Source organism: Mixta mediterraneensis (genome assembly GCF_014946725.1).
Taxonomy (GTDB): domain Bacteria; phylum Pseudomonadota; class Gammaproteobacteria; order Enterobacterales; family Enterobacteriaceae; genus Pantoea; species Pantoea mediterraneensis.
In genome coordinates this window covers 160,330-184,856 of record NZ_JACFXY010000001.1, presented here as the reverse complement: position 1 = coordinate 184,856, position 24,527 = coordinate 160,330, and the positions used below count along the sequence as shown (strand labels likewise).

Here is a 24,527-nt window from a genome sequence, read left to right as displayed (position 1 = left end):
CAATATCTGTGAGAAAAAAGGTAGAAAAGGCGAGATTTCTCGCCTAACCATTAATTTCGCCGTTCAAATGCCAGTGCGCGTTTTTCGATTAGGCGCATCAGCAACGTCAATAAGCCGTTGACGCATAAATAAACCAGACCGGCAGCGGCGAACACCGTGACATCATAGGTGCGACCATATAACAGCTGACCATGGCCCATCACTTCCATTAATGTAATGGTGTAAGCCAGCGATGTGCCTTTAAACACCAGCACCACTTCGTTTGAATAGGATGACAGGGCGCGTTTAAACGCATAGGGTAGCAGAATACGCAGCGTGTGCTGGCGGTTCATTCCTAGCGCGGCGCAGGATTGCCATTGACCGGAAGGGATAGCGCGCACTGCGCCGTGAAACAGTTGCGTGGTGTAAGCCGCGCTGTTCAGCGACAGCGCCAGCATCGCACAGAGCCAGGGCTGTGACAGCAGATGCCACAGCCACGGAACCTGTTGCAGGCTGGGAAACTGGCCTGGGCCGTAATAGATCAGGAAAATTTGTACCAACAGCGGTGTGCCGGTAAATAACGTGATAAATCCCTTTATCAACGGCGTCAGCAACGGTGTTTTCAGGGACAAGACCACGGTAAACAGCAACGACAGCACCAGCGCCACAATGAGTGAGGCCAAGGTTAACGTCAGGCTGGTATGCAGCCCTTTCATTAATTCAGGTAGATACTCAAGCATCAGCTGTTTCCCCGCTCAAAACGGGTGGTGCGCAACTCGATGCGACGTAATACCGCCTGGCTGAACAAAGTAATCACCAGATAAATGGCCGCCGCCACTAAAAACCAGGTAAACGGCTCTTGCGTGCGGGTAGCGATACTTTTGGTTTGCAGCATTAAATCATTCACGCTAATCAACGACACCAGCGCCGTATCTTTTAATAACACCAGCCATTGATTGCCTAAGCCGGGCAGCGCATGTCGCCACATTTGCGGCATGATCAGACGAAAGAAAATTGCCGATTTCTTCAGACCCAGCGCCTGGCCAGATTCCCATTGCCCTGCGGGAACGGCTTTCAACGCGCCGCGCAGGGTTTGTGATGCGTAGGCAGAATAGAGCATTGCCAGCGCAATTACGCCACACAGGAAAGGACTCACGTCGAAATTTTCGATCTGCATCTGAACGGGTAACTTAAATAAGCCAACGTTCAGGATGAAACCGTCGGATAAAGTCAGTAGCATTTGCGAAGCGCCGAAGTAAATAAACAGCACCACCAGAATTTCCGGCAGCCCGCGAATCAGCGTAACCAGACCGGTGCCGATCCAGGCCAGGGGCTTCCAGCGCACCGATTCCCAGCCAGCAAAAATCATCGCCAGCACCAGGCCAGCGATAAGCGCACAAAGGGCAAGGCCGACGGTCATACCGGCGGCGCTTGCAAGTGGAATCATTTCATTCATTGAAAGTTACTGCTGAAACCATTTGCTGTAGATGGTTTTATAGGTGCCGTCTGCTTTCACTTTGTCCAACGCAGCGTTGAATTTCGCTTGCAGATCGGTATTACCCATGCGAACCGCGATGCCGAGGCCAGTGCCGAAATAGGCTTTGTCAGTCACTTTTTCACCGACGGGTGCCAGCGTAGTATTTTGCTTCAGCCATTCGTTGACCACGGCGGTATCACCAAATACCGCGTCGATGCGACCATTTTTCAGGTCAAGCACCGCGTTTTGGTAACTGTCGTAAGGCACGGTGGTAATTTCACTGTGTTTCTCGGTCAGGTATTTCTGGTGTGTTGTGCCATTTTGTACGCCCACACGTTTGCCTTTCAGCGCGGCTATGTCAGCTACTTTGCCTTTCTGCGCCACAAACAGGGCAGAATTGTCATAGTAAGGCTGGCTGAACAGCACCTGCTTTTCACGCTCTGGCGTGATGTCCATACCGGCCATCACGGCGTCAAAACGGCGGAACTTCAGGCTGGGGATCAGGCTATCAAACGCCTGATTGGTGAAGGTGCAGGTTGCATCCATCTCTTTACATAACGCATTCGCCAGATCGACATCGAAGCCCTGGATTTTGTTTTCTGAGTCAACAAACTCAAACGGAGGATAAGAGGCTTCAGTGGCGAAGCGAATGGTCTGAGCAGCAGATGCGCTCAGGCTTAATCCAGCAAGCAGTGCAGCAAGTACAACCTTTTTCATTTTTAGCATCCTGACTTAGTGCGAAAGATAGTGAGCAAACGCCTGGGTTTGCGGCTGTGAAAAACGACTGGCGTCACCCTGTTCCACAATATGACCATTCTCCATATATACCACGCGGCTGGCGGTCTTACGCGCCACTTCCACTTCATGGGTGACGATCACCTGGGTGATTTGGGTTTGCGCCAGTTCGCGAATAATGCTGACAATTTGCGCGGTAATTTCGGGATCGAGAGCGGCAGTGGGTTCATCAAACAGCAATACTTGCGGCTCCATCATCAACGCCCGCGCAATCGCAACGCGCTGTTGCTGACCCCCCGAAAGATGCAGCGGAAAGCGATCGCTGTAAGGCGTTAAGCGCAAGCGATCCAACAGTTTGTCGGCACGCGCTTTTGCTTCTGCCTTTGTCAAACCAAGCACGCGACAGGGCGCTTCAGTCAGGTTTTGCAATACCGTCAGGTGCGGCCAGAGGTTGTATTGCTGGAAAACCATGCCGACATTTTGGCGCAGTTCGCGGATCGCGGCGTCAGAAGGTTTTTTGCTGAAATCGAATGAGTTTCCGGCAATGTACAACTGCCCGGAACGGGGATATTCCAGCAGATTCAGAACGCGCAGCAGAGAACTCTTGCCTGCACCGCTCGGACCAAGCAGCACCAGTGTCTCCCCTTGCGGGCATTCCAGGTTGATGTCGAACAGCGCCTGATGAGCACCGTAGAAGCAGTTGATTGCGTTTAGTTGAATACTCATGCGCCAAATATGAATAGCAATTGATGCCGCGAATCTTAACGTTACCAGAATAGTTATGCAATTGAGGTGAGTTAAAATTTATTAAACGGCAGGGAAATCCTAAAAGCGTAGCACAATATCGCGTAGTCCAACGCTGAGAAGGGCTTAGCGCAACGGTTTTGCCGCGATAGAAAGTAAAAACGCGCCGCAAAGATGCAGCGCGCTTAATACTGGAAACTGACCGCGCAGAAAATAAGCAATTATTTCTTCTTCGCGTGTTCCAGCATCTGGCTCAGGCTACCACCGTCAGGATGCGGCACGTTAGCGGCATAACGCACGTCATCCACTACCCAGCAGGTGCCTTCGTGGATCATCAGGACTTCATCCTGCCATTTTTTGCCGTCGCGGCTCAGATCAACACGCAGCGGAATATTGCGCGCATCGCGATTAGGAATGGTGGAGGCATCCGCGACGCTGGCTTCGGTTGGCCCCTGCGCCAGGCTGGAGAACAGATCGCCGTCACGCCAGGAACCCGCGTTGGTCTCGTGACTGGCAGCGAGCAATGTTTGATAGAGGTGCTCGCTCAGATAAGGACGGTATTTTGCCAGCGTAGTGCTGTCCGGCAAACCTTGTGTAGGCCGGGCAATGCGCAGGTTGTAAAACTGCTGTGCGACGCTATCGGGACCGCCATCTACACAGGGCGCTGTACGTGGGCCATTATCCTTGATGACCGGCTCAACGGTGGTACAGGCGCTGAGCAGCATTGCTGCGGGGATCAAAAGCGCAAAGGCTTTGTTTCTCATCTCGATTTCCTTATTGTTCTCTGGCAAAGCGCCATTTTTAGCATAGAGTATAGCCGTGCTTTTAGTCGTAAGAGCTTTAGGCGCAAGGGTGAAAAGGAGAACAACATGAAACTGACAACCACACCGACATTAGAAGGCCACAGCATCAGTGAATATTGTGGCGTTGTGACCGGCGAAGCGATTTTGGGAGCGAACGTTTTTCGTGACTTTTTCGCGGGGATCCGCGACATCGTTGGGGGACGCTCCGGCGCTTACGAGAAAGAGTTACGTAAGGCGCGTGAAATTGCCTTTAAAGAACTGAAAGAACAGGCTAAAGCGTTAGGCGCAAATGCTGTAGTAGGGATCGATATTGACTACGAAACCGTGGGTAAAGACAGCAGCATGTTAATGGTCAGCGTGAGCGGAACTGCGGTGATCGTGCGTTGAAAAAGCTGCTGCTGGTACTAGCAGGGCTGCTATTGGTTGGCTGCCAGTCCGGCGTGGAATTACGTCATGGCTATTGGGTGGATCTCCGTCATCCAGCACAGGGCGCACGTCCGCGCATCAAAGTGATTGTGATCCATTACACCGCTGAGGATTTCCCGACGTCGCTTGCCACGCTGACCGACCAACAGGTCAGCGCCCATTATTTGATCCCGCGTCAGCCTCCTCAACGCGACGGTAAAGGCGTTATCTGGCAACTGGTGCCTGAGCAGGATTTGGCCTGGCATGCCGGGTCCAGCTTTTGGCGCGGGGCGACGCGCATTAACGACACGTCGATTGGCATTGAGCTGGTCAATAACGGTTATCGCAGCACGCTAACCGGGCGCGAATGGCAGGCTTTTAGCCCGCAGCAAATCGCGTCGCTTAGTGCATTAGTAAAAGAGGTGGCGCAGCGTTACGGTATCCGGCCAGAAAATATTGTTGGTCACAGCGATATTGCGCCGCAGCGCAAGCAGGATCCCGGTCCGCGTTTTCCCTGGCAATACCTGGCGCAACAGGGAGTAGGGGCGTGGCCAGATGCCAGCCGTGTTCAGCACTTTTTAGCCGGCCAAACACCGCGAGCGCGGGTGCCAGTAGAGAAAATAATGGATTTGCTACAGCGTTACGGCTATCCGGTAACGCCAGAAATGGCGCCGGGCCAGCAGCAAACGGTTATCGCTGCCTTCCAGATGCATTTTCGCCCGGCTGATTATCGCGGCCTACCTGATGCGGAAACCGCAGCGATTGCCGCCGCGCTGCTGGAGAAATATGGCGCGGCGGAGTAATTACTGCTGTAAAAATGCCTTCCAGTAGGTCACTACCTTTTCCAGCGCGGCACGATCCACATCCATGTGCGTCACTAAACGCGTTGACGGGCCGACACTGATCAGCACATCACGCGCTTCCATCCAGGCCTTTAACGGTTCAACCTGCCCGGCAGGGATACGTATAAACACCATATTGGTTTGCTGATCGACCACCTCAACGCCAGTCTCGTGCAACTGTTGCCCCAGCCACGCGGCGTTATCGTGATCTTCTTTTAAACGCGCAACGTTATGCTGCAACGCATACAAACCGGCTGCTGCCAGGATACCTGCCTGACGCATACCGCCACCGACCATTTTGCGCCAGCGGCGCGCGCGTTCAATACAGGCCGCATCGCCACATAACAGCGAGCCGACCGGCGCGCCAAGCCCTTTGGATAAACAGACAGACAGGGTATCGCAATAGCGGGCAATCGTTTCCAGTGGAACCTGCTGCGCGGCCACCGCGTTGAAGATGCGTGCGCCGTCAATATGCAGCGCCAGCTTATGTTCGCGGGTAAACTGAAAGGCTTCGGCTAAATAATGGAGCGGCAGCACTTTGCCGTGATGGGTGTTTTCCAGGCTAAGCAGCCGGGTGCGGGCAAAATGAATGTCGTCAGGTTTGATCGCCGCCGCGACCTCATCCAGCGGCAGCGTGCCATCATCAGCGGCTAAAATTGGCTGGGGCTGAATGCTGCCCAGCACGGCAGCGCCACCGGCTTCATATTTATAGTTGTGAGCCTGCTGCCCGACGATGTACTCCTCGCCGCGCTCACAATGGCTGAGTAACGCCACCAGATTGGCCTGAGTGCCGGTAGGGAAAAATAGCGCGGCGGCCTTGCCGCCCAGACGTGCGGCTTCGGCTTCCAGTGCATTAACCGTTGGATCGTCACGATAAACATCATCGCCGGTTTCAGCTGCCATCATCGCTTGTAACATTGCGGCGCCTGGCCGGGTAACGGTGTCACTGCGTAAATCGATCACGTTGCGCTCCTGAGCTTTCCTGAGAAATAAAACGGCGGGCATTACGCCCGCGCATGGCATTCTCCCGTTTTACCGCAGCCAGTTAGTTTTCGCCAGTTCAACCACTTCATCACCGCGTCCATTCAGAATGGCGCGCAGCATGTAAAGGCTAAAGCCTTTGGCTTGTTCCATCTTGATTTGCGGCGGCATTGCCAGCTCTTCTTTGGCGGTGATCACATCCACCAGCACGGGGCCATCATGGGCGAACGCCTGTTCCAGCGCGCCGTTTAAGTCGGACGCTTTCTCTACGCGTATGCCTTTAATGCCGCAGGCCTGGGCGATGGCGGCAAAATCAGGATTCTCCAGTTCAGTGCCATCGGTCAGGTAGCCGCCAGCCTTCATCTCCATCGCGACAAAGCCCAGCACGCTATTGTTAAAAATCACCAGTTTTACCGGCAAATTCAGCTGCGCAACGGTGATGAAGTCGCCCATCAACATGCTAAATCCTCCATCACCGCACAGCGCAACCACCTGCCGATCGCGATTGATAGCCTGTGCGCCCAGGGCTTGCGGCATAGCGTTGGCCATTGAACCATGATTGAACGAGCCGAGCAGGCGGCGTTTCCCGTTCATTTTCAGATAGCGGGCCGCCCACACGGTTGGCGTACCGACATCACAGGTGAAAATCGCATCGTCACTGGCGTAATGGCTGATTTGCTGAGCAAGATATTGTGGGTGAATCGCCTGCCTGTCATTGGGTTGGGCGAGAGCATCAAGATCCTTGCGTGCATCAACGTAATGTTCGAGTGCGCTGTCGAGGTGTTGACGATCACTTTTTTTCGTCAGCTGCGGCAATAAAGCCTGCAACGTGGTTTTCACATCACCAGTATACGCCTGTTCAACGTGACAATGGGCGCCGAGACTGCCGGGATTAATATCGATCTGAATTATTTTGGCTTTTTCAGGATAAAAAGCGCGATAGGGGAATTGCGTGCCGAGCAGCACCAGCGTGTCGGCATTCATCATCGCGTGAAACCCCGATGAAAAACCAATCAGACCGGTCATACCCACATCGTAAGGGTTAGCATATTCGATGTGTTCCTTACCGCGCAGCGCATGAACGATCGGCGCTTTCAGCGTAGCAGCCAGCTCAACCACTTCCTTGTGAGCGCCCGCAACACCGCTGCCGCACAGCAATGTAATATTGCTGGCTTCATTCAACGTTTGCGCCAGCTGTGCTAACGCAGCGGGCTGCGGCTGAATTTGCGGCGGCTGGGGTGGATACCAGTTTGCGCTAGCCGTTTCCGGTGCCAGCTTCAGCGCTACATCACCCGGAATGACGATTACTGACACGCCACGATTAAGGATCGCTTTACGCATGGCAATGCCAAGCACCTGCGGCAACTGTTCGGGATTAGACACCAGCTCGCAATAATGGCTGCACTCGCGGAATAACTCCTCGGGGTGGGTTTCCTGAAAATAGCCGCTGCCAATTTCGCTGGAAGGGATATGTGCGGCAATCGCGAGTACCGGAACATGGTTACGATGACAATCAAATAAACCATTAATTAAATGCAAATTGCCGGGACCGCATGAGCCCGCGCACACGGCCAGCTCACCTGTCACATGCGCCTCCGCGCCAGCGGCAAAAGCGGCGACTTCTTCATGGCGGGTTGGCATCCATTTAATGGTGCCCATACGATTTAAGCTGTCGCTCAGGCCGTTAAGAGAGTCGCCGGTGACGCCCCAGATGCGTTTGACACCAGCGTTCTCAAGCGTTTTTGCGATCAGCGCTGCAACGGTTCTTTTCATCGTATTCTCCTTTTGGTGGTTGGCCATCCTGACGATGGCTAACCAAAAGCGCAAAAAGAGAAGCTTAGACGAGGTTGTCAGAACGCAGCTGTGAAAAAAATGCGCTGCGTTTTGTCAGGAGAATTTAAGCGGAGAACAGGGCGATAAGAACCGGTGCCAGTAGGCTCATGATAAAACCATGGACAATGGCGGCGGGAACAATCTCTGTTCCACCGGCGCGTTGCAGCACGGGCAAAGTGAAATCCATTGAGGTAGCGCCGCACAATCCTAACGCGCTGGAACGGTGACGCGTAATCAGCACCGGGATAAGCATAATGGCGGTAAGTTCGCGCAGCAGGTCATTAAAGAAAGCGGCGCTGCCGATGACCGGACCAAACGCCTCCGTCATTAAAATACCGGACAGTGAATACCAGCCGAAGCCGCTGGCCAGTGCTAAACCGGTTTTTATGGGTAAGCCGAGCAGCAGTGCGGCAATGATGCCGCCGGTTAAGGCGCTCACCAACACCACGCAGGCGACCATCATGCCACGACGATTAAGAATAATCTGGCGCAGCGTCATGCCGCTGCCGCGAAGCTGGATACCCACTAAAAACAGCAGAAAAATTAGCGCATATTCACTGGCTGCCGAGGCGTGATGCAAAAAGGCCCATTGCGTCAGGCCGAGTAAAAATCCTACCACCACAACGCCGCAAAGTTTGAGTGATTCCAGCGCCATATGCAGACGTGATGGCAATTTTTCTTGTTTGTGTGTGTATTGCCACGGCAGGCGCTTCTCCAGCCACAGCAGCGCCAGCAGGTTGCATAGCATGATGCAAAGTGCGGCAACCAGAGCGGTGTAGAAAACAGTGAGCAGATTACTGCTGAGGTTATCAAGGAACGCCAGGCTAATGCCCATAAAGAACAGAATGACATAAACCATCCCGCTCAGTAAGCGATTAACCAAATGGAGAACGGCGGTTTTATGCAGAGAAAGAAGCCAGCCAACGACCAGCGGAACCAGAATAATCAGAAGCCCGGAATACATATTTAAGCCATCCATGCGAAAAGTGACAACACGCTAGCGAAAAAGCGGGAAAGAGTAAACCAACGGTTTAAGCGGCTTGACCGGTTTACGTTCGCCAACCATGCTTCGGTTAACAAGAGGATGAGCCACGCTATGATTCTGGAACATATCGACATTCGCGGTTTTCGCGGCATTAACCAGCTTTCTTTGCCATTAACGCATACTAATCTGTTAATCGGCGAAAACGCCTGGGGTAAATCCAGCTTGCTGGATGCGCTGACACTGTTACTGTCGCCGCAAACGGAAGATTATCAGTTTAGCGCCAGTGATTTTCACTTCACGCCGGGCGACGTCAATGACCAACGGCGACACTTGCAGATTGTGTTCCACTTTCGTGATGCGGGTAGCGATCATGATGAACATTTTTCGCCATTTTGGCAGCGGGATGAGCAAGGCCAGCGCTGGCTGCGTTACAGCATTCGCGCCAGGCTGCGTGAGGAGAACGTCCATACCTCGCGGCGTTTTATCGATCGGCAGGGCAATGTGTTAGCTGAAGTCAGCACAGAGATTGCCATTCGTCATTTGCTGCGTATGCATCCGGTATTGCGGCTGCGCGATGCGCGTTTCAGTCGTCGTGCTCGTCATAGCGAGAACCATAACGATGGGCAGGCAACCACACTGGATCAGCTGACGCTGGAAATCGACACGCTTACGCGAGACCTGGTAACGCAGCCGCAAAAGCTCAGCGATGATGTGCTGCGTCAGGGATTGCAGACCATGCAGCAACTGATGGAGCACTATTTTCTGGTGCAACAACCGAGCGATGTCCGCCAGGCGAAACGCGTTGATCCGCAAGCGCGCGATGGCAGGCAGAGCTGGCGCTCGCTGGATAAGCTTAATCAGTTTATCTCTGAAACCGATTCGCGCAGTCGCCAGCTGATTTTGCTGCGAATGTTTACGCTCCTGGTGCAGGCTCGTGGGAGCGAACCGCTGGCTGAGGATGCCCGGCCGCTGCTGCTGATAGAAGATCCCGAAACGCGGCTTCATCCTATTATGCTGTCGGTGGCGTGGAATTTACTGGAATTACTGCCGCTGCAAAAAATCGCCACCACTAATTCGGCTGAACTTCTGTCGCAGGTGCCGGTAGAAAATGTCTGTCGGCTGGTACGTGAACCGGCGCGGGTTGCCGCGTGGCGAATTGGTCCGGAAGGGTTGAGCGCAGAAGACAGGCGTCGGATTGGTTTTCATATACGCGTGAATCGACCCTCCGCGCTGTTTGCCCGCTGCTGGCTGTTAGTAGAAGGTGAAACCGAAGTGTGGATTATCAATGAGCTGGCGCAACAATGTGGGTATCACTTTGCCGCTGAAGGCGTAAAAGTGATTGAGTTTGCGCAGTCGGGATTAAAACCGTTGCTTAAATTTGCCCGCCGCATGGGTATTGACTGGCATGTATTAACGGATGGCGATGAGGCGGGAGATAAGTATGCTGCGACCACGCGCAGCCAGCTGTGTGCGCAGGATAAAGAGCAAAATCACCTTACCCAGCTTCCGGCGCTGGATATGGAGCACTTCCTTTATAAGCACGGCTTCGAGGATGTTTATCATCAAATGGCGCACCTGCCGTTAAACGCGCCCATGAGCGCCAGGCGTATTATTAGCCATGCCATTCATCATGCATCGAAACCCGAACTGGCGATTGCCGTGGCGATGGCAGCGGCGGAACGCGGGCCGGAAGCCATTCCCACGCTGATGCGTCAGATGTTTTCACGTGTACATTGGCTGGCTCACGGTAACGCCGATTAAAAAAATGCCAGCGGCATTGGCTGGCATTTTTTTGGAAGAGTTCAGAATGGGGATAAACGTCAGGCGACTGCCTGCGCTTCAACTGGCACGATAAGGCTGGCATGATTGCCTTTCGGACCCTGGTGGACGTCGAACTGAACTTGTTGGCCGGCTTTTAGCGTTCTGTAACCATCCATCTTAATCGTAGAGTAGTGCGCGAAGATGTCTTCGCCGCCCCCGATTGGACAGATAAAGCCGAAGCCTTTGGCGTTATTGAACCATTTAACTGTACCCGTCTCCATGCTTTTACTTCCCTCGCAAGACATTCTATTAAGTAGGTGAGGTCATTGAAGCTGTGAGTCGAGATCGATTAAATCTCAATCAGCTTGTGTCAGTAGAATGTAGAGAAACAGTCACTGGCGTCAAGCAAAGCGCCGAGCTACACAGGGAGAAAATCATTAAAATTTGAGGTGGTTAACGCTATTGCAAATTTTGTGATACAGGTCACGCACGGGGTTTTCTGGATAAAATTTCATCGTCGGTGGGGTGCTTGACAGGCGTGTTAAACTCTAAAGATGAACGGTAACAGGTTTATATTTGATAGGCGGAATCTCAACGGATCATTATGGCAAACACAAACGACTGGCTTAATTTTGAACATCTGGCCGAAGACAAAGTACGCGAAGGGTTAAAGCCGCCTTCAATGTATAAAGTCATTCTGAACAATGATGATTATACACCTATGGAATTTGTTATTGACGTTCTGCAAAAGTTCTTTTCTTATGATATTGAACGTGCAACGCAGCTGATGTTGAAAGTTCACTACCACGGTAAAGCGATATGTGGTGTATTTACTGCTGAAGTCGCCGAAACCAAAGCGGCCCAGGTGAACAATTATGCGCGGGAAAATCATCATCCGTTGCTGTGTACGCTGGAAAAAGCCTGATCCTGTCTCCATATAGGTAGACAGATCGTCAGAGCGATAATTGGGGGAGGTGCCAAATGCTCAATCAAGAACTGGAACTCAGTTTAAACATGGCTTTCGCCAGAGCGCGTGAGCACCGTCATGAGTTTATGACCGTCGAGCATCTGTTGCTGGCGTTACTCAGTAACCCGTCGGCCAGAGAGGCACTGGAAGCCTGTACAGTAGATATTGTGGCTCTAAGGCAGGAACTCGAAGCCTTTATCGAGCAAACCACACCGGTGCTGCCCGCCAGCGAAGAAGAGCGTGATACGCAACCTACGCTCAGCTTCCAGCGTGTGCTGCAGCGTGCGGTTTTCCATGTCCAGTCATCGGGCCGTAGCGAAGTCTCCGGGGCCAATGTACTGGTCGCCATCTTCAGCGAGCAGGAATCGCAAGCGGCTTACCTGCTGCGCAAACACGAAGTGAGCCGTCTTGATGTGGTGAACTTCATTTCTCACGGTACGCGTAAAGACGAACCCGGTCAGGCGCCGAACGCAGAAAATCCAGTCAACGAAGAGCAAGCAGGCGGGGAGGATCGTATGGAAAACTTCACCACCAACCTTAATCAGCTTGCTCGCGTCGGCGGAATCGATCCGCTGATTGGTCGCGACAAAGAGCTGGAGCGTACTATTCAGGTGCTGTGTCGCCGCCGTAAAAATAACCCGCTGCTGGTGGGTGAGTCGGGCGTGGGTAAAACCGCCATTGCCGAAGGGCTGGCCTGGCGTATCGTGCAGGGCGACGTTCCGGAAGTGATGAAAGAGTGCACAATTTACTCACTGGACATTGGTTCGTTGCTGGCGGGTACCAAATATCGCGGTGACTTTGAGAAACGCTTTAAAGCCCTGCTGAAGCAGCTCGAACAGGACAATAACAGCATTCTGTTCATTGACGAGATCCACACCATCATCGGTGCGGGTGCAGCGTCTGGCGGACAAGTGGATGCCGCTAACCTGATTAAGCCGCTGCTCTCCAGCGGCAAGATCCGCGTTATGGGTTCGACTACGTATCAGGAATTCAGCAATATCTTCGAAAAAGATCGCGCTTTAGCGCGTCGCTTCCAGAAGATCGACATCACTGAACCGTCAATGGACGAAACCGTGCAGATCCTGAATGGTCTGAAACCAAAATACGAAGCGCATCACGATGTGCGTTACACCGCGAAAGCGGTGCGTGCGGCGGTGGAGTTGGCGGTGAAATACATTAACGATCGTCATCTGCCGGATAAAGCGATTGATGTTATCGATGAAGCGGGCGCGCGCGCACGCTTGATGCCGGTCAGCAAGCGTAAGAAAACCGTTAATGTGGCTGACATTGAAACGGTTGTCGCACGCATCGCGCGTATCCCAGAAAAAAGCGTTTCAGCAAGCGATCGCGATACGTTGAAAAATCTGGATGACCGCCTGAAAATGCTGGTGTTTGGTCAGGATAATGCCATTGAGGCATTGACCGAAGCGATCAAAATGAGCCGTGCAGGCCTGGGCCAGGATCGGAAACCGGTAGGGTCATTCCTGTTTGCGGGACCAACCGGCGTCGGTAAAACCGAAGTGACGGTACAGCTGGCGAAAGCGTTGGGCATTGAACTGCTGCGTTTTGATATGTCCGAATACATGGAGCGCCATACCGTCAGCCGTTTGATTGGTGCGCCTCCGGGTTACGTGGGTTTTGATCAGGGCGGCTTGTTAACGGATGCGGTAATTAAACATCCGCATGCCGTTGTGTTGTTAGATGAGATTGAGAAAGCGCACCCGGACGTCTTTAACCTGCTGTTGCAGGTGATGGACAACGGTATGCTAACTGACAACAACGGCCGTAAAGCGGACTTCCGCAACGTGGTGCTGGTCATGACCACCAATGCTGGGGTGCGTGAAACGGAACGTAAATCTATCGGCCTGATCCAGCAGGACAACACCACCGATGCGATGGAAGAGATCAAAAAGATCTTTACGCCAGAGTTCCGTAACCGCCTTGACAACATTATCTGGTTCCGTCATTTGTCTACCGACGTCATCCATCAGGTAGTGGATAAGTTCATTGTTGAGTTGCAGGCGCAGCTGGATGCGAAAGGAGTATCGCTGGAAGTGAGCGATGAAGCACGCGACTGGCTGGCTGAGAAAGGCTATGATAAAGCGATGGGTGCTCGTCCGATGGCGCGCACCGTGCAGGAAAGCCTCAAGAAACCGTTGGCTAACGAATTGCTGTTTGGTTCACTGGTGGAGGGAGGATCGGTATCCGTTGGGCTGGATAAAGAAAAAGGCCAGTTAACCTACCATTTCCTGAGCGCGGAAAAGCGTAAAACGGAAGGCACCGTGCATTAATTATCGATGTCAGAAATGAAAAAGGCCGGATGCGAATCCGGCCTTTTTTTGCTGTCAGATATTATCTACAGCAAGCTAAGAGCAGCTTAGCGACTACGGAAGACAATGCGGCCTTTGCTCAGGTCGTACGGGGTTAGCTCGACAGTCACTTTGTCGCCCGTCAGGATGCGGATATAGTTTTTGCGCATTTTACCGGAGATATGAGCGGTAACCACGTGTCCGTTTTCAAGTTCTACGCGGAACATGGTGTTAGGTAACGTATCCAGTACGGTACCTTGCATTTCAATATTGTCTTCTTTGGCCATCGAATCCTCTGGGTGTACTACCTTTCACTTGAACCGGCAAGATAATGCCCAATTCAACGATTTATGTAAAGAACCGTCGACGGTTTTGCCAACGCTTCGCCGTGCTTCGCGTTATAACGCGAGCATCTCGGTTAAATTCGGGTGTTTTATGTGACGTCTGCGGGGGAGTAGCGGGCTAAGAATCTGTATCAACCGGTTACACGCGCACGATTGAAACAGTTCCGAGAGTGCGTTGAGATTCCCAGCCTGGCAATTCCGGCTTACAACTACAAAGCGCGGACGACATACCAAACTCGATTATTATATCACTTTTAACGCTTTATGTGTGCAAAACATCTGTGCGGGCTTAAAAAAGGGTTTGCGTACGCCAGCAGCCTTCACTGACCGGTTGCCATGCAAGGCTTTGCACATACTGCAAATAATCGACGCGGGGAATTTCCTGAGCGCCGAGCGATGCGGTATGCGGATTCAGGACCTGGCAATCAACTAAGCGACCCTGATGATTAACGAAATGCTGGCAAAACACCCAGAGCGCCGTTTTTGAAGCATTCTCCTGGCGACTAAACATCGATTCACCACAAAATATTTGCCCCAGCGCTAATCCATACATACCGCCGACTAATTTATGCGCGTTCCATACTTCAATCGAATGTGCATGGCCTAATTCATACAACCGCAACCAGGCGCGTTTAACTTCGAAGGTGATCCATGTTCCTTCTTCCCGCCCGCTGGCACAGCCTTCTAACACATCGGCAAACGCTTCGTTCATCGTAACGCGATAAGGCGACTGTTTATGGAAACGCTTCATGCTGCGGCTGAGATGAAAATATTCAGGCAGTAAAATCGCGCGCGGATCGGGAGACCACCACAAGATTGGATCGCCGGGAGAAAACCATGGAAAGATGCCGCGTTGATAAGCATTTAGCAAACGGGCAGGAGAGAGATCACCGCCCATTGCCAGCAGACCATTGGGTTCACGCAAAGCCATTTCAGGCGGCGGAAAATTCAGTGACTCCCGTGAAAGTTGTACCAGTCTCATTGCATCGTTCTACCTGTCAGCTATTCGCTAAAACTATAGCGCAAAGCGCTGCTGGCAACGCCAGTAACGTCCACCTTTTGAGATTAATTCGGCGTGATTTCCTTGCTCAATAATTCTACCGTTTTCCATGACGCAAATGCGGTCCATATGCTGCAAACCGCTGAGCCGATGGGTTACGATGATTAATGTTTTCCCCTGCGTCACTTGATTAAGTAACGTCAGGATCTGTTGCTCAGTCGTGGCGTCTAAACCTTCGGTAGGCTCATCCAGTAACCAGAGATCACCGTTATGCAGTAACGCGCGCGCAATGGCCAAACGGCGCAGTTCGCCGCCGGAAAGCGGACGTCCGCCTTCGCCAAGCCAGGCATTTAAGTCTTCATCTTGATCAAATAAGTGGCGCAGACCGACCTGAACAAGTACCGCTTTTAACGCCTCATCGTGAGCCGTTGGGCAGGCAAGCAATAAATTATCGCGCAAAGTCTGGCTGAATAAATGTACCCGCTGCGTCACCATGCTAATACGCTGGCGTAATTGCGCCTCATCCCAGTTTTGCAGCGGTAAATCATTGAGCGTGATAGTGCCGCTCTGGCTTTCCCAGCCGCGCGTCAGTAATGCTAACAGCGTAGATTTGCCACAGCCGGTTGGTCCCAGTAATGCAATATGCTCGCCGCGTTGCATATTTAATGAAAAATGACTGAGAACAGCATCAGGTCGATCGGGATAAGTGAAACTCAGATTTTCAATGCACACCTTCAGTGTATCCGCTGGTACGTTAGCGACTGCAGGAAAAGTAATTGCTGGCGATCGAACAATAATGTCATTCACACGTCGGGCTGCTGTTATAACCTGTGCTAGCGGCAAAAATGCGCCCGCTACTGGCGCTAACGCTTCGAAAGCGCCCAGTGCACAGAACACAACCAAAGCAATAAATGAACCTGGCAGCTGATTTTCACCGATCGCAGCAGCGCTAATCCAGAGCAGAAGCGTTAGCGTCATTCCACTAATGAGTAGCAGCAGGCTTTGGGCTAAAGCCTGTAAACGTTGCTGCTTACGCTGCGCCTGTTGCCAGCCACGCTCTTCATTATCAAGTTGTTTACGCCATGAATGTGCCGTGCCATACAAGGTTAACTCCGCCTGACCGCCCAGCCAGTGCATTAATTGCATGCGCCAGCGCATACGCCCACGTGCTATTGCCTGACCTGCCGGCGTGCCTAAGCGATAAAAAAGCGGGGGCATAATCAGCAGGGTAGCTAACATGGTGCCGCCAAGGAGAAAGGAGAGTTGCAGGTCAATCAGGCTAAGCCCCAGCGTAACCAGCACAATTACGACAAAAGCCCCAGTCAGTGGAGAAATAACGCGCAGATAAAGATGATCGAGCGTATCGACATCGCCAACAAAGCGGTTTAGTAAGTCGGCCTGACGAAAACCTGATAACTGTCCCGGCGACAAGGCAATTAAGCGGCTAAAGGTAAATACACGCAGATGTTGTAATACGCGGAAGGTGGCATCGTGGCTCACCAGGCGTTCGAAATAACGGGCTACGGTACGTGTAATCGCTGCACCACGCACACCTGCGGCGGGCAGCATATAGTTAAAGCTATACAGCCCAGCGAAACCTGCTACTGAAGAGGCGGCGAGAAACCAGCCGGAAAGCGTTAACAGGCCAATGCTGGCCAGCAATGTCACGATAGCCAGCAGGATGCCTAAGGCTAAACGATAAGGATGGCGGCTCCAGAGACGAAGGAAAGGGCGCAATGCAGACATTAGCTCACCTCCTGCTGGCGATGTTTCAGCAACTGCTTAAACTGGCCGGGTTGTTCGCTTAGCTGCTGCCAGTTTCCTTGCTGTATCAATTGTCCATTCTGCATCACCCAAATAACATCCCAGTCTTTAACGTTATCAAGCTGATGGGTAATCATCAGGGTGGTTTGCTGCGCCGCGGCTTGATTCAGGGCCTGCATAACGTGCATTTCACTAAGCGCATCAAGACTGGCAGCGGGCTCATCCAGCAATAATAAACATGCCGGTTTATACAGCGCACGCGCTACGGCGATGCGTTGAGCCTGGCCTACTGATAGTCCGCTGCCGCCATCAGCGGGCATCGTATCCAGACCTTGTGGCAGGCGTGGCAGAAACTCATTTATGCCACACGCTTGCAAAACTTCTGCAAAGCGATTTGCTGCATAAGGTGTGCTCATTAAAATATTATCGCGAATCGTTGAAGCCGGAAGATGCGGATTCTGGCCAACCCAGGCCAGGTGTCTGTGCCAGTCGTCGCGCGCAAGATCACGCAACTCCACGCCATTAACAATCAGCGAACCCTGATAAGGTAAAAAACCCAGCAGCGCATTCATTAACGCGGTTTTGCCGGCACCACTTTGACCGATCAATGCCACGCGCTGACCGGCAGCAAGGCTAAAAGAAAGAGGACCACACAATGTTTTACCGTTCGGCGTACAAATCAGCAGGTCTTTTGCCTGCATTTCAATCGGGGCGTTTATGGCAAACGGCCGCTGTTCTTGCTGAGACGCGACATCTGGCACCTCTTGCATAAAGCGCTCAAGGGCATCTGCTGCGCCAACGGCCTGCGCTTTCGCATGATAAAAAGTGCCGAGATCGCGCAGGGGCTGAAAGAATTCGGGTGCCAGGATTAAGGCTAAAAAACCGGCAAACAGCGTTACGCCTTTACCGTAATCGCCCAGGTGCAGTTCCCCTAAATAAGAAAAGCCAAAATAGACGGCGACCACCGCGATAGCTAACGACGCGAAGAACTCCAGCACAGCGGAAGAGAGAAAGGCCAGACGCAAAACTTCCATCGTGCGCTGGCGAAAATCGGTGGTTGAGTTTGCTATCGCCGTTTTTTCCGCTTCACCACGGTGAAACAGGCGCAGCGTTTCACGGCCACGCAGACGATCGAGGAAATCGCCGCTCAGCCGTGCAAGAGCGATAAAATTGCGGCGATTAGCATCGGCGGCTCCCATACCCACTAACGCCATAAATAAAGGAATTAATGGCGCCGTTACAAACAGAATTAAACCAGCGGCCCAGTTTAAGGGGAATAACGTGAACAAGATGCAAAAAGGGATCAACACTGCCAGCGTCATCTGAGGCAGGTAGCGCGCGTAGTAATCCTGCATCTCTTCAATTTGTTCCAGCAACAGCGTGGCCCAACTGCCAGCAGGTTTCCCCTGAATCCAGGCAGGCCCCAGTTCCGCCAGTCGATCTAATACCTGCTTTCTGAGAGCCTTGCGAATGGCCTGACCGGCATGAAAGCCGGCCTGCTCCCGTGCGTAATTGAAAGCCGCACGCAGCACAAAGCACAACAGTAACAGCAAAAAGTAAGAGAACAGTGTATCGCGGGGTTGTTGCTCGATGATCAAGGCCTGCAGCAAAGAAGCGAGCAACCAGGCCTGCGTGATGATTAGCAGTGCGCTGGCAAGTCCCAGCAATGTGGTCAGACGCAACCATCGTTCAGCGTGCCTGCGTTGCTGACGAAGCCAGCGGGTAAGATGCTGTTGTCGCGATTTATTCATGCGAGACCGTAAATATGCCAGTGAGGAATGCAAAACAGGGAAGGCACTGTTTCTCCAGGCGCATGAATCTAGCATGATGGCAACAAAAAAGGCGACTGAAAAACAGCCGCCTCTTTTGATTACGATCAGAGAATTAACAACTTAGCGATCGTTTTTAACTAACCCATCCAGGTAGCGTTCTGCATCCAGGGCAGCCATACAACCGGTTCCCGCCGAGGTAATGGCCTGACGGTAAATATGGTCCATAACATCGCCTGCAGCAAACACGCCTGGGATACTGGTCTGTGTCGCATTCCCCTGTAATCCAGACTGCACTTTGATGTAGCCATTTTCTAAATCGAGCTGATTAGCAAAAATCGCTGTATTCGGACTATGACCAATTGCAACAAACAGGCCAGCAACTTCCAGCGCCTCTGTTTCCTGAGTGTCAAGCGTGGAGCGTAACGTCAAGCCGGTGACGCCCATTTGATCGCCAACCACTTCTTCAAGCGTGCGATTGGTGTGTAAGACGATATTACCGCTGCGCACTTTTTCCATCAGCCGATCGATCAGGATCTTCTCAGCGCGAAAGCTGTCGCGGCGGTGGATCAAATGTACTTCTGCAGCGATGTTTGCCAGATAAAGCGCTTCTTCTACAGCCGTGTTGCCGCCGCCAATGACTGCGACTTTTTGATTACGATAAAAGAACCCATCGCAGGTGGCGCAGGCTGAAACGCCTTTACCTTTAAAGGCTTCTTCAGAGGGCAAACCCAGGTAGCGTGCAGAGGCACCTGTGGCGATAATCAACGCGTCGGCGGTATATTCGCCGCTGTCGCCGGTTAAACGAAACGGTCGGCTCTGCAAATCAACGCTGTGAATATGGTCAAAAATGATCTCGGTATTAAATTTCTCCGCATGTTCGTGCATGCGTTCCATCAAGGATGGGCCTGTCAGATCGTGTGGGTCACCCGGCCAGTTCTCCACTTCTGTGGTTGTGGTCAGCTGTCCGCCTTTTTCCAGCCCGGTAATTAACACCGGATTCAGGTTGGCGCGTGCAGCATAAACCGCTGCGGTATAACCTGCTGGACCAGAGCCCAGAATGAGTAACTTACTGTGTTTTGCCGTACTCATGCGTTCCTCAGTTTCATTCGGCTGACATAGCCTGCGATTGTAGGGAATAACGTGTTGCAATGACAAGGCTTGCGCGATTTTGTTAACGATAGCTGCAAACGGCGTAGACGATGAAGCCGGTTTTCGCTCCCCCTGTGCGCCACAATGGGGCAAAAATCGGTTTTTTGTGGTGCAGCTGCTCAAAAATATTCATTTAAAAACAGTTACCCAGACGACTGTCTGGCATCTTGTACTGGATTTGGACATTTTACTTTGACAATCGCCTGCGCATTTGCGAAAACAGTGTCAGAAGCGAAGGGCGTTAGTCGAAACAAAATAGGGCGTTATGTCTTGTTTTGCGCGCAACGTCGAATAAATGCAGCCTGACATTGGTAATGACGCATGATGTGGACAGACAGCATGCGTCATGCGGATGAGTGCGTTAGCACAGGCTCTGATACTTCACTTCAAAATGCCCCGAACAATGAGCGTTTTTCAGGGTGTGGCAGGGAAAGGGAAGGAATGAAGAGAGACAATAATAATGGTAGACAATAAGAAACGCCCCGGGAAAGATCTCGATCGAATCGACAGAAATATTCTGAATGAACTGCAGAAAGACGGTCGTATTTCAAACGTAGAACTTTCCAAACGCGTAGGGCTATCGCCTACGCCATGCCTTGAGCGCGTGCGCCGCCTTGAACGTCAGGGTTTTATACTGGGCTACACCGCACAATTAAACCCGCATTATCTGGATGCATCATTGCTGGTATTCGTTGAGATTACTCTGAATCGTGGCGCCCCAGACGTCTTTGAGCAATTTAACGCCGCTGTGCAAAAACTTGAGGAAACTCAAGAGTGTCACCTTGTTTCCGGTGATTTTGACTATCTGTTGAAAACACGTGTACCTGATATGTCTGCCTATCGCAAACTGTTGGGCGAAACCTTGTTGCGTCTGCCAGGCGTTAACGACACGCGTACTTATGTAGTGATGGAAGAGGTCAAACAGAGCAATCGCCTGGTGATCAAAACTCGCTGATGCGGAGCAGGTGCAAAACCTGTGGGATTTCGATACACTCCTGTGAATTCATACAGGATCAGCGTCGGGGTTGCCCGGCGCTGTTGCTTCATACTTTACAGGCACCTGGAGAGTCCTCTTGAGCCAGGAATACACAGAAGATAAAGACGTTTCGTTACAATCGCTGAGCAGTGGACGTCGTCTACTGGAAGCGTTGCTCATCCTGGTGGCGCTTTTTGCCATCTATTTGATGGTTTCTTTGGTCAGCTTTAACCCTTCCGATCCGAGCTGGTCGCAAACGGCCTGGCACGAACCTATCCACAATATTGGCGGGAGCGGTGGCGCCTGGCTTGCGGATACCTTGCTTTTTATTTTTGGCGGTATGGCTTATGCCATTCCTCCGGTCATTCTTGGGTTGTGTTGGATCGCTTTTTGCCAGCGTGATAAGCAGGATTATTTCGATTATTTTGCTGTTGGCTTACGTTTAATCGGCGGGCTGGCGCTGGTAGTCACTACGTGCGGCATGGCGGCACTGAACGCGGATGACATCTGGTATTTCGCGTCTGGTGGCGTAATTGGTAGCCTGGTTAGTAACGCCATTGCGCCATGGTTTAGTCCAGCGGGCGGTACGCTAGCGTTGCTGTGCGTCTGGGCGGCGGGTGTTACGCTGTATACCGGCTGGTCATGGCTGACGATTGCCGAAAGAATTGGCGGCGTAGTCATGGGCGTACTGACTTTTGCCAGCAATCGATCACGTCATGATGAACGATGGCAGGAAGAAGATGAGGCGGACTATGACGAAGACGCTGCATCTGCGCCTGCATCCAGTTTGTATGCTATCCCACAGGATGACGATGATGTGCTGTTGGCTGCACCACATAGCGCACCTGCCAGCGAGGTTAACAACCCGCAGGATCCGTTATTAGCGAAAGCGGCGGCGGCAACCAGTGCTGCTGTGACCGCCACAGTAGAAGCCGCAGAGGTTAAATTAGCACCGGTACAACCTGCAGCGCCTGTTTCAGCGGCGTCGCCGGCTTCGCCTGCTGCGCCATCTGAAACAGTCCAGGCGGCTCCCCTTAAACCCGCTTCCTCGCAAGCACCAGACAGTTCGCCACCACTTTATCGCTTTGAAGTGCCTGAAGAAAAACCAGTTTCAGCGCCGCAGTTTTCTGCTTTTACAGATGATGAACCTAAAATGGGCAACTGGCGTGAGACATCCTCCTCATTGCCAGAAGCGCCTTCCGCGACAGCCGCCGCCGTTGTCAGCACTGCCGCTGCGTCTGCCGCGTCGCGTGCGTCTGCACTGGCACCGACGTTTGATCCTGCTCCTGAAATCAATCACAACCCGCAGGTTAAGCAAGGGATCGGGCCATCTTTACCACGTCCCAATCCGGTGAAACTGCCGACGCGTCGTGAATTAGCATCTTATGGCATTAAATTGCCTTCACAGCGTATGGCGGAAGAGAAGGCTAAAGCGGAAAGGTCCAGTGCTACTCAGTCAACCATGGCCGCGGAAGAAAATGCCACCTGGACGCCAGATGACGAGGAAGCATTACAACAGGCTAAACTGCGTGAAGCTTTTCAGTCTGGACAACAGCAGCGCTATGGGGAAAACTGGCAGCAGGAAGAAGAGGATGAAGACGCTCTGCAGCAGGCTTCGCTCGCTCGTCAATTTGCAGAGCAACAGCAGCAACGCTATGTTCCAGAGCAAGAGCAAGAGCAAGAGCAAGAGCAAGAGCAAGAGCAAGAGCAAGAGCAAGCCACAGCGCCAGCGTTTAATCTGGATACCTCTTCCGCCTTCGATTTTTCACCAATGAAAGATCTGGTCGATGACGGCCCAACTGAGCCGCTGTTTACTATCGCTGCGATGCCTGAACCGGAAGAACCTGCGGTATCACATGAACCGTGGCAGCAAAAGGCGGAAGTCGCTGCACCTCAAACGCCAGCACCGGTTCCACCACCGGAAGCGCATTCTCCTTTTGCAGCATCCGTCCCTACACAAGCGGCTGAAGAAGCGAAACCTTCGCTGCATGACAGTCTGATTCATCCTTTCCTGATGCGTCACGAACAGCCTCTAGAGAAACCATCCACACCGTTGCCTACGCTTGGCCTGTTGACGGCTCCGCCAGAAGAGGAAGAGCCGGTAGACATGTTCGCGCTGGAGCAAACCGCACGCCTGGTTGAGTCACGCCTAGGAGATTATCGCGTGAAAGCCGAAGTGGTCGGCATTTCGCCGGGGCCAGTCATTACGCGTTTCGAGCTGGACCTGGCGCCTGGCGTGAAAGCTGCGCGTATCTCTAATCTTTCGCGGGATTTGGCGCGCTCGCTTTCGGCCGTTGCGGTTCGCGTGGTAGAAGTTATTCCCGGTAAACCCTATGTCGGGCTGGAGCTGCCAAATAAACACCGGCAAACCGTTTATCTGCGTGAAGTGCTGGATTGTCCTAAGTTCCGCGACAATCCCTCTCCGCTGGCGGTGGTGTTAGGGAAAGATATTGCCGGACAACCTGTGGTAGCTGACTTAGCCAAAATGCCACATCTGCTGGTTGCGGGTACGACCGGTTCTGGTAAGTCTGTGGGCGTTAACACCATGATTATCAGCATGCTGTATAAAGCAACGCCGGAAGAGGTGCGCTTTATTATGATCGACCCGAAAATGCTGGAGCTATCTGTCTATGAAGGCATTCCACACCTGTTAACCGAAGTGGTTACCGACATGAAAGACGCCGCCAATGCGCTGCGCTGGAGTGTGGGTGAGATGGAGCGTCGCTATAAACTGATGTCTGCTCTGGGCGTGCGTAATCTGGCTGGCTACAACGAAAAAGTTGAACAGGCCGAAGCGATGGGCCGCCCGATCCCCGATCCGTTCTGGAAGCCGGGTGACAGCATGGACATGACGCCGCCGGTATTAGAAAAGCTCCCTTATATTGTGGTGCTGGTGGATGAATTTGCCGACCTGATGATGGCGGTGGGTAAAAAAGTGGAAGAGTTGATTGCTCGCCTGGCGCAAAAAGCTCGTGCTGCTGGTATCCACCTGGTGTTAGCGACGCAGCGCCCATCGGTTGATGTGATCACCGGTTTAATTAAGGCCAACATTCCAACCCGTATCGCCTTTACTGTATCGAGCAAGATTGATTCACGTACTATTCTCGATCAGGGCGGAGCCGAATCCTTACTGGGCATGGGGGATATGCTTTATATGCCGCCGAACTCATCAATGCCTGTGCGTGTTCACGGGGCATTTGTTCGCGACCAGGAAGTGCATGCGGTGGTGCAGGACTGGAAAGCGCGTGGTCGTCCGCAATATATTGAGAGCATTACCGCTGGCGAAGAAAGCGAAGGCGGTGCAGGCGGAATGGACAGTGATGAAGAGCTCGATCCCCTGTTCGATCAGGCAGTAGCGTTTGTGGTCGATAAACGGCGGGCATCAATTTCTGGGGTACAGCGTCAGTTCCGTATTGGTTATAACCGTGCGGCGCGCATCATTGAGCAGATGGAGGCGCAAAGCATTGTCTCTCCTCCAGCACATAACGGGAACCGCGAGGTGTTGGCTCCGCCACCACATGAAATGTAACGTGATCAAGACAAGCGTTGAAACTTAAATCAATGAGCCAGTTTATACTGGCTCATTGTTTATCAGCCGATCATCCCCATATTTGACTATGATTTCGGTTTTTTCTCCTGTTTAAATGGCAGGACGGCGTTCAGTCTTAAAGACGCTATTAATGGGAAACGAAGAGATAAGG

The 24,527-nt window shown here is 52.4% G+C and carries 21 protein-coding genes; 7 read left to right on the top strand and 14 right to left on the bottom strand.

The features are described 5' to 3' along the window. Window positions 1-50: 50 nt before the first annotated feature. From artM to H2P46_RS00900, 5 genes are all read right to left on the bottom strand, one after another. A complete protein-coding gene (gene artM, locus H2P46_RS00920) occupies window positions 51-719 on the bottom strand; it encodes an arginine ABC transporter permease ArtM (protein WP_193403335.1) in 669 nt (222 codons plus the stop codon). Next, window positions 719-1,435, bottom strand: coding sequence for an arginine ABC transporter permease ArtQ (artQ, locus tag H2P46_RS00915; protein ID WP_193403334.1), 717 nt, complete (start codon window positions 1,433-1,435; stop codon window positions 719-721). The genes artM and artQ overlap by 1 nt, the downstream gene beginning before the upstream one ends. A gap of 6 nt (window positions 1,436-1,441) precedes the next feature. Then, window positions 1,442-2,173, bottom strand: coding sequence for an arginine ABC transporter substrate-binding protein (gene artJ, locus H2P46_RS00910; protein WP_193403333.1), 732 nt, complete (start codon window positions 2,171-2,173; stop codon window positions 1,442-1,444). Window positions 2,174-2,188: 15 nt separating this feature from the next. Further along, window positions 2,189-2,917: an arginine ABC transporter ATP-binding protein ArtP gene (artP, locus tag H2P46_RS00905; protein WP_193403332.1), complete on the bottom strand. Its 729-nt coding sequence runs from the start codon at window positions 2,915-2,917 to the stop codon at window positions 2,189-2,191. Between the two features lie 239 nt (window positions 2,918-3,156). Continuing rightward, the gene (locus H2P46_RS00900; protein ID WP_193403331.1) at window positions 3,157-3,699 is read right to left on the bottom strand and encodes a lipoprotein; all 543 of its coding nucleotides are present in this window, start codon (window positions 3,697-3,699) and stop codon (window positions 3,157-3,159) included. Window positions 3,700-3,804: 105 nt separating this feature from the next. Here H2P46_RS00900 and H2P46_RS00895 point away from each other — a divergent pair, with 105 nt between their 5' ends. Continuing rightward, the gene (locus tag H2P46_RS00895; protein ID WP_193403330.1) at window positions 3,805-4,125 is read left to right on the top strand and encodes a heavy metal-binding domain-containing protein; all 321 of its coding nucleotides are present in this window, start codon (window positions 3,805-3,807) and stop codon (window positions 4,123-4,125) included. Beyond that, window positions 4,122-4,946 (top strand): N-acetylmuramoyl-L-alanine amidase, encoded by an 825-nt coding sequence (locus H2P46_RS00890; RefSeq protein WP_193403329.1) that lies wholly within the window; start codon window positions 4,122-4,124, stop codon window positions 4,944-4,946. The genes H2P46_RS00895 and H2P46_RS00890 overlap by 4 nt, the downstream gene beginning before the upstream one ends. On the opposite strand, the gene ltaE is transcribed toward H2P46_RS00890, so the two are convergent. The 3 genes from ltaE to H2P46_RS00875 all read right to left on the bottom strand — a co-directional run bounded on the left by ltaE (window position 4,947) and on the right by H2P46_RS00875 (window position 8,763). Next, complete coding sequence (ltaE, locus tag H2P46_RS00885) at window positions 4,947-5,948, bottom strand: low-specificity L-threonine aldolase (protein ID WP_193403328.1); 1,002 nt, start codon at window positions 5,946-5,948, stop codon at window positions 4,947-4,949. Between the two features lie 69 nt (window positions 5,949-6,017). Beyond that, window positions 6,018-7,739 (bottom strand): ubiquinone-dependent pyruvate dehydrogenase, encoded by a 1,722-nt coding sequence (gene poxB, locus H2P46_RS00880; RefSeq protein WP_193403327.1) that lies wholly within the window; start codon window positions 7,737-7,739, stop codon window positions 6,018-6,020. 124 nt (window positions 7,740-7,863) lie between these two features. Continuing rightward, a complete protein-coding gene (locus H2P46_RS00875; protein ID WP_193403326.1) occupies window positions 7,864-8,763 on the bottom strand; it encodes a LysO family transporter in 900 nt (299 codons plus the stop codon). 132 nt (window positions 8,764-8,895) lie between these two features. On the opposite strand from H2P46_RS00875, the gene H2P46_RS00870 reads away from it, so the two are divergent. Continuing rightward, complete coding sequence (locus H2P46_RS00870; RefSeq protein WP_193403325.1) at window positions 8,896-10,545, top strand: ATP-dependent nuclease; 1,650 nt, start codon at window positions 8,896-8,898, stop codon at window positions 10,543-10,545. A 59-nt stretch (window positions 10,546-10,604) separates the two neighbouring features. Here H2P46_RS00870 and cspD read toward each other — a convergent pair whose 3' ends face one another. Continuing rightward, window positions 10,605-10,826 (bottom strand): cold shock-like protein CspD, encoded by a 222-nt coding sequence (cspD, locus tag H2P46_RS00865; RefSeq protein WP_193403324.1) that lies wholly within the window; start codon window positions 10,824-10,826, stop codon window positions 10,605-10,607. Window positions 10,827-11,149: 323 nt separating this feature from the next. Between cspD and clpS the strand changes: the two genes are divergently transcribed. Together clpS and clpA are read left to right on the top strand one after the other, a co-directional pair. After that, a complete protein-coding gene (clpS, locus tag H2P46_RS00860) occupies window positions 11,150-11,470 on the top strand; it encodes an ATP-dependent Clp protease adapter ClpS (RefSeq protein WP_193403323.1) in 321 nt (106 codons plus the stop codon). A 56-nt stretch (window positions 11,471-11,526) separates the two neighbouring features. Further along, window positions 11,527-13,803 carry an ATP-dependent Clp protease ATP-binding subunit ClpA gene (gene clpA, locus H2P46_RS00855; RefSeq protein WP_193403322.1) on the top strand — a complete coding sequence of 759 codons (2,277 nt, stop codon included), beginning with the start codon at window positions 11,527-11,529 and terminating at the stop codon, window positions 13,801-13,803. Between the two features lie 86 nt (window positions 13,804-13,889). Here the strand turns inward: clpA and infA are convergent, their stop codons facing one another. From infA to trxB, 5 genes are all read right to left on the bottom strand, one after another. Then, window positions 13,890-14,108 carry a translation initiation factor IF-1 gene (gene infA / locus H2P46_RS00850; protein ID WP_002211347.1) on the bottom strand — a complete coding sequence of 73 codons (219 nt, stop codon included), beginning with the start codon at window positions 14,106-14,108 and terminating at the stop codon, window positions 13,890-13,892. 346 nt (window positions 14,109-14,454) lie between these two features. Continuing rightward, window positions 14,455-15,147, bottom strand: a complete 693-nt coding sequence (gene aat, locus H2P46_RS00845; RefSeq protein ID WP_193403321.1) for a leucyl/phenylalanyl-tRNA--protein transferase — start codon at window positions 15,145-15,147, stop codon at window positions 14,455-14,457. A gap of 33 nt (window positions 15,148-15,180) precedes the next feature. Continuing rightward, entirely contained in the window at window positions 15,181-16,911 is a 1,731-nt protein-coding gene (gene cydC / locus H2P46_RS00840; RefSeq protein WP_193403320.1) for a heme ABC transporter ATP-binding protein/permease CydC, read from the bottom strand. Then, window positions 16,911-18,680 carry a heme ABC transporter permease/ATP-binding protein CydD gene (cydD, locus tag H2P46_RS00835; protein ID WP_193403319.1) on the bottom strand — a complete coding sequence of 590 codons (1,770 nt, stop codon included), beginning with the start codon at window positions 18,678-18,680 and terminating at the stop codon, window positions 16,911-16,913. The genes cydC and cydD overlap by 1 nt, the downstream gene beginning before the upstream one ends. Window positions 18,681-18,821: 141 nt before the next feature. Then, window positions 18,822-19,790, bottom strand: coding sequence for a thioredoxin-disulfide reductase (trxB, locus tag H2P46_RS00830; protein WP_193403318.1), 969 nt, complete (start codon window positions 19,788-19,790; stop codon window positions 18,822-18,824). Window positions 19,791-20,310: 520 nt separating this feature from the next. Here trxB and lrp point away from each other — a divergent pair. Continuing rightward, on the top strand, window positions 20,311-20,805 hold the full coding sequence (lrp, locus tag H2P46_RS00825; protein ID WP_006118610.1) for a leucine-responsive transcriptional regulator Lrp: 495 nt from the start codon (window positions 20,311-20,313) through the stop codon (window positions 20,803-20,805). Between the two features lie 118 nt (window positions 20,806-20,923). After that, window positions 20,924-24,355 (top strand): DNA translocase FtsK 4TM domain-containing protein, encoded by a 3,432-nt coding sequence (locus H2P46_RS00820; RefSeq protein ID WP_193403317.1) that lies wholly within the window; start codon window positions 20,924-20,926, stop codon window positions 24,353-24,355. Window positions 24,356-24,527: the final 172 nt, after the last annotated feature.